Raw genomic sequence first — 5549 nt, 5'->3', positions numbered from 1 at the left:
GCTCTCCCGCTGATCGAGGAACGCCGCTGTGCTGCCCCGCTGATCGTGGAACGCTGCTGTGCTCTCCCGCTGATCGAGGAATGCTGCTGTGCTCTCCCGCTGATCGAGGAACGCTGCTGTGCTCTCCCGCTGATCGAGGAACGCTGCTGTGCTGCCCCGCTGATCGAGGAACGCCGTCTACGGCGTGTCTCGAGATCTCGCGAGCCAATCTCCGGGCTGCGGGAGGGCACAGGGAAAATCGGACGGGGCCTTAGCCGGCAATGACTCCGTCAGGCGTTCGGTTTGGGTTGCTCTCGGGTGTCAAGCCGTTCCTGGTGCTGCCGCATGGCTGTGCGGACGGCCGCGAATGACGAGGTAGGAACCAGAACTCCCAGGCGATCAGGGCCGGGTAGCTGAGAAGCACGATGAGGTGCCAGCTGCTGAATGCTGAGTCCATGGGCGGATCGTGACACGTCCTGCGTGACCCCGCTTCCGCGCCGGGCCGATCGGCTAGCCGATCAAGCTCGGGCGAAGGTCTCTCAGGGTCCGGAAATGGGTCATCCGAGTGACGCCGATCGCGGTGATGACGAGAGCGCCGGCCAGCCAGAGCAAGAGAACACCCGCGTCGGCCCAGGCGGTTGCCGGGTTACCGCCGTACATCAGCTGCCGGATACCGTCCACGGCATAACTCATCGGAACGACGTGGTGCAGCCAGTCCAGCGGTGCAGGCAGAGTCTGCCAGGGGAAGGTCCCCCCGGCCGTGACGAGCTGCACGACCATGAGCACCAGGCCGATGAACTGACCCACACTGCCCAGCCACACGTTGAGCGCGAGGATGATGGCCGCGAACGTCAGGGCGGCAAGCCCCATCATGGCGTAGGTTCCCACGGGATTGTGCACCGTGAAATTGAGCACGCCGGCGACGATCGCGAACAGCGCGGCCATCTGCACCATTCCGAGCAGGCCCGGCGTGAGCCAGCCCGCCAGCGTGATCTTGATCGGTGAATGCAGTGCCGTGATCGCCCGACGCGAGACCGGCTTCACGATGAGGAACAGGGCGTAGATCCCAATCCATCCGGCCAGGCTCACGAAGAACGGGGCCAGGCCGGCACCATACGTGCCGGCCGACGTGACGGCCGCAGTGGTGAGATCAACGGGATCGGCGATGGTCGCCCCCTGAAGGTCGCGCAGGCCGGAGTCGGACTGCGGTAGCGTGTCGACGCCGGACTGCAGGCCGTCTCGCAGGTTGGCCGCGCCGGCCTGGAGGTCATCGAGGCCGGCGCGTAGTGTGACCGCGCCCGCCTCGAGACTGCGTGCGCCGGATTCGGCCTTGGCGGACCCCGATGCCGCCGTCACGGCGCCGGCATGAACGGCGCCGGCCCCGTCTGACAGCGTCTGTGCGCCGGTGGCTGTCGCGGAGGCTCCCGATGAGGTTTGCTGGGCGCCGTCGCGTAGCTGGGCGGCTCCAGCTCGCGTAAGATCTGCTCCGTCGGCCGCCTCGGTTGCCCCGGCGGAGAGCGCGCCGCCGGCCGTCACAAGGCGGTTTGCCTGGGTGCCGATGCCGCGCAGCATCGTGCTGGTCGTGTCGAGGGACGTGCCCGGTTCGTCGAGCAGGGCCAGTACAGCATCAACCTGCGGGGGAGTGAGGCCGTCGCTCACCAGTTCGGCGCGGATGCTGTCGCGCGCGTCGGTGAGGGACATCCCGGCGTTCGCCGCTGACGCCGTAACCGCGTGCTGCGCGTCGGCCAGCCCGGACAGTCCGGTTGACAGCCCCGCGGCACCCTCCGACACCCGTTCGGTCCCGGTGGCGACGCGTGCGGTGCCGTCGGCGAGAGTTGCTGCGGCATCGGCGATCCGGTTCGTTCCGTCGGCAACGGCCCCGGATGCTGCCACCAGGTCGCTGCTGCCGCCGGCGACCTTCGCGGTGCCGTCCGCGAGTTCTCCCAGCCCGGAGGCGAGGCTGTGGCCGCCGCCGGCGAGCTCTGCTGCACCGTCGGCCAGCGCGGACGCCCCGGAACCGGCGGAAGCGGCGCCCTCCGTCACCTGGGCGGCGCCGTCGGTCGCGGTGACGAGACTCGAGCGCACGTCGGAGAGACCGATGAGGAAACTTCCTGCTGCTTCTTCATTGACCTTCTGCACGATGGCCTGACGCAGGGTCTTTGCGGCTTGCGTGCCGATTGTGGAGGCCAAATAGCTCGTCGTGTCGTTCGTGGAGAGCGTGATGGTGGCCTGGCGGGGCGAGTCGCCGGAGGTGGAGACGATCGCGGTAGAAAAGTCTGCGGGAATCGTCACGCTGAAGTCGTACGTGGAGTCGGCGACACCGGCCTTCGCCGTGGCAGCCGATACCCGATGCCAGTGAAAGCTTCCGTCATCGACGAGTTGGGTGGCCACCTCGTCGCCGTAATTGTGGGGATTGCCGTCGACCTGGGCGCCGGTGTCGGCCATCACGAGGGCGACGGGAACGCGATCGAGGCCCGCGTAGGGATCGTGGTTGGCCCACAGATACAGGCCCCCGTAGAGCACGGGTACCAGCAGCAGAGCCACCAGGGCGATGCGCGACATGAGGGTAGACGTCAGGCGGGTCAATTCGGCCCGGACCATGGCCAAGATCTTCATGCGCCGGACACTCCTTCCCGCTGCAGGGTTCTGATGGCCTGCGCCGAGGCGTCGCCGGCAATGGCGAGCACGGCGTAGCCTCGCCTGGCCAGATTCTCGAGCAGGTGCCACCATTCGAGGGGATCGCCGCCGTGCCGGTCGGGCGAGCAGACAACGAGACCCTCCACGCCGTCGCGCAGGATCGCGAGTTCTGTGAGCAGGTGAACGCGTCGGCTCGGGGCCAGGTCCGCTACGGCCGATCCGCTCGCGTCGCTGAGGTTGAGGTTCTCCAGAACTCGGAGAACGCTGCCGCGGCCGCTCGAACGCCCAGCGAACATCAGCTCTTCGGCCGCGATCTGAGCCGCCGTCACATCGTCGGCCGGCTCGCAGACGCCTGGAGCATCGATGAGAGCGATACGGCTGCGCATCGCGGAATAGTCGCTGTCGCCGTCAATGGTCACCTCGCCCCGATCCGCCCGCATGCGACCGCTCGCAATCAGGCCCAGCACGGTCGGGCGGCGTTCGGTCTCCGCGCGGGCCAGGGTGACGGCGCCGCTGGCGAAGTCCACGCTGGTGGGTGGGAGAGACGAGTCACGGGGACCCTTGCTGACCGTGGTGAGGATGACGCGCATTGGCGGGGGACCTGTCTGTGAATTGCGGGTGATGAGCCTGTCCGGAAAAATCAGACGTGCATCGTTGCAACAGGGCGTGAGTATCAATATACTGACTAGTCAGTACAGAATCAAGGAGGCGGCGAAATGGCCCGAGAGACCGGAACGAAACGATCCATTTTGGATGCGGCCCTGGCGCTGGCAGCGGAGCGCGGCATCACGGGGACCACCATGGATGACGTGGCAGAGCGGGCCGGCGTCGCGAAAGGCACTCTGTACTACAACTTCGCGTCGAAGGACAAGATCTTTGAGGGCTTGCTGCTTGAGGGGATGTCGGGGCTGACGGAGTCGCTGAGAGCGGCCAGAGTGGGCCGCCACGGGTGGGAATCGATCGAGGCGCTCGTGGCGACCTTGCTCGAGCGGATTGCCGCCAATACGGCACTCGCCAAGGTCATCGCCGGTGAACTTTTTCGAACGGACCGCTCGTGGCAGGAATCGTCATTCGCCTACCGCCATCAGGCCCTCGGCGAATTCGCCGCGGCCATCGGCGAAGCTCTCCCCGGGAATTCCGCACCCGAAACCACGAATCTCATGGCGAGTGGTGTTTTCGGCGCCACGCTGCTGGTCGGACTCGAATGGCTCGTTTTTGATCCCACGCGTGCGCAATCCGACGTTGTCGCCGCTGTTCTGGCGACCCTTTCAGGGCGTCTCGCTGGTCCGATCGACGGGAATCTCCCGCGTTAAATACGTAAAACCCCCGTTTATCGGGGGTTTTACGTCACTGAAACTGTACCGGTGGTGGGACTCGAACCCACACGTCCTCTCGAACAAAGCATTTTGAGTGCTCCGCGTCTGCCATTCCGCCACACCGGCTCACATCTACAGCTCCAGAATACCGTAGGCTTTTGGTCGTGACCGACCAAGACAGCACCCCCACCCCTCCCCGTCGCGTTGTCGTCGCGGAGGATGAGTCCCTTATCCGCCTCGACATCGTCGAGATTCTCCGTGACAACGGCTTTGAAGTCGTCGGCGAAGCCGGTGACGGAGAAACTGCGGTGGCGCTCGCGCGGGAACTTCGTCCCGACCTTGTCATCATGGACGTGAAGATGCCGCAGCTCGACGGCATCAGCGCAGCCGAGCGTCTGTCAAAGGAGCACATCGCACCCGTGGTGCTCCTCACGGCCTTCAGCCAAAAGGAGCTCGTCGAACGGGCCACAGAGGCCGGAGCGCTGGCCTATGTGGTCAAGCCGTTCACGCCGAACGACCTGCTTCCGGCGATCGAGATCGCTCTGTCGCGTTACAGCCAGATCATCACCCTCGAAGCTGAGGTCGCGGATCTGGTTGAGCGCTTCGAAACCCGCAAGCTCGTTGACCGAGCCAAGGGACTCCTCAACGAGAAAATGGGCCTGACCGAGCCCGAGGCATTCCGCTGGATTCAGAAGGCCTCGATGGATCGCCGCCTGACAATGCACGATGTGTCGCAGGCCATCATCGAGCAGCTGAGCGCGAAGAAGTAAACAGCCGCACACGCACACAGGGCGGCCAGCCCAACCGAGTCGGTTGGGCTGGCCGCCCTGTGTGTGCGTGCTCTGGGTCTAAGCCTTCGCGGGCATCTCTTTGATGAGGTTCGTGATGCGGATCGTGGAACAGCGCCGGCCCTGATCATCGGTGACAACGATTTCGTGCGTCGTGAGCGTCCGACCCAGGTGAATCGGCGTGCACACGCCGGTGACCCATCCGCTGGTCGCAGATCGATTATGGGTGGCGTTGATCTCAATTCCCACGGCTAGTTTGCCCAATCCGGCGTGCAGATTCGCCGCCATTGATCCGAGCGACTCGCCGAGCACCACATAGGCACCTCCGTGCATGAGCATCGCCGGTTGCGTATTGCCGTCCACGGGCATCCGTGCGACCGCGCGATCGACCGTGAATTCGGTGAATTCCAGCCCCATCTTGTCGGCGAGGGCTCCGCAGCCGCGCTCAGTCACCCACGCGAGTGCGTCTTCGGTCCGATTTGTCATGATCGCCTTTGCTCGTTGTGCCAGAATCCAGCCCGATGACACTTGTAGGCTGGGAGGGTGTTGGATTCAGAAAAGCCTACCCTCATGATCATCGATGGCCACTCACTGGCGTTCAGGGCGTTCTTCGCCCTGCCTGTGGACAGCTTCCAGACTCGGGACGGACAGCACACGAATGCCATTCATGGCTTCCTGTCCATGCTCCTCAGCCTGCTGCGCAATGAAAAGCCCACGCACATCGCTGTGGCCTTCGACATTTCACGAGCGTCGTTCCGTACCAGGGAATACCCCGCGTACAAGGGAACCCGAAACGCGACTCCCACCGAATTCATCGGCCAGATCCCGC

General features: G+C 64.9%; 6 protein-coding genes, 1 tRNA gene and 1 pseudogene. 4 read left to right on the top strand and 4 right to left on the bottom strand.

Annotation, left to right across the window (positions count from 1 at the left end):
- A partial coding sequence (locus JF66_RS24495; RefSeq protein WP_231556462.1) for a hypothetical protein occupies positions 1–264 on the top strand: 264 nt, incomplete at its 5' end.
- A 225-nt stretch (positions 265–489) separates the two neighbouring features.
- Here JF66_RS24495 and JF66_RS15845 read toward each other — a convergent pair.
- Positions 490–2595, bottom strand: a complete 2106-nt coding sequence (locus JF66_RS15845) for a YhgE/Pip domain-containing protein (RefSeq protein ID WP_035879540.1) — start codon at positions 2593–2595, stop codon at positions 490–492.
- Positions 2592–3206, bottom strand: a complete 615-nt coding sequence (locus JF66_RS15840; protein WP_051973632.1) for a hypothetical protein — start codon at positions 3204–3206, stop codon at positions 2592–2594. Before JF66_RS15840 ends, JF66_RS15845 begins: the two co-directional genes overlap by 4 nt.
- A gap of 126 nt (positions 3207–3332) precedes the next feature.
- Between JF66_RS15840 and JF66_RS15835 the strand changes: the two genes are divergently transcribed.
- Positions 3333–3929 carry a TetR/AcrR family transcriptional regulator gene (locus JF66_RS15835; RefSeq protein ID WP_035879539.1) on the top strand — a complete coding sequence of 199 codons (597 nt, stop codon included), beginning with the start codon at positions 3333–3335 and terminating at the stop codon, positions 3927–3929.
- A 46-nt stretch (positions 3930–3975) separates the two neighbouring features.
- Here the strand turns inward: JF66_RS15835 and JF66_RS15830 are convergent.
- A tRNA-Leu gene (locus JF66_RS15830) sits at positions 3976–4058 on the bottom strand.
- A gap of 38 nt (positions 4059–4096) precedes the next feature.
- On the opposite strand from JF66_RS15830, the gene JF66_RS15825 reads away from it, so the two are divergent.
- The gene (locus JF66_RS15825; RefSeq protein ID WP_035879545.1) at positions 4097–4702 is read left to right on the top strand and encodes an ANTAR domain-containing response regulator; all 606 of its coding nucleotides are present in this window, start codon (positions 4097–4099) and stop codon (positions 4700–4702) included.
- A gap of 78 nt (positions 4703–4780) precedes the next feature.
- Here JF66_RS15825 and JF66_RS15820 read toward each other — a convergent pair whose 3' ends face one another.
- The gene (locus tag JF66_RS15820; protein WP_035879543.1) at positions 4781–5206 is read right to left on the bottom strand and encodes a hotdog fold thioesterase; all 426 of its coding nucleotides are present in this window, start codon (positions 5204–5206) and stop codon (positions 4781–4783) included.
- Positions 5207–5290: 84 nt separating this feature from the next.
- On the opposite strand from JF66_RS15820, the pseudogene JF66_RS15815 reads away from it, so the two are divergent.
- Positions 5291–5549 (top strand): annotated as a pseudogene (locus JF66_RS15815) (hypothetical protein); the annotation flags it as partial.

Origin of the sequence: Cryobacterium sp. MLB-32, from assembly GCF_000738085.1 — a bacterium.
In the GTDB taxonomy this organism is placed as follows: Bacteria; Actinomycetota; Actinomycetes; order Actinomycetales; family Microbacteriaceae; genus Cryobacterium.
The sequence above is the reverse complement of the archived record's forward strand: the minus strand, read 5'-3'. Positions and strand labels throughout refer to the sequence as shown.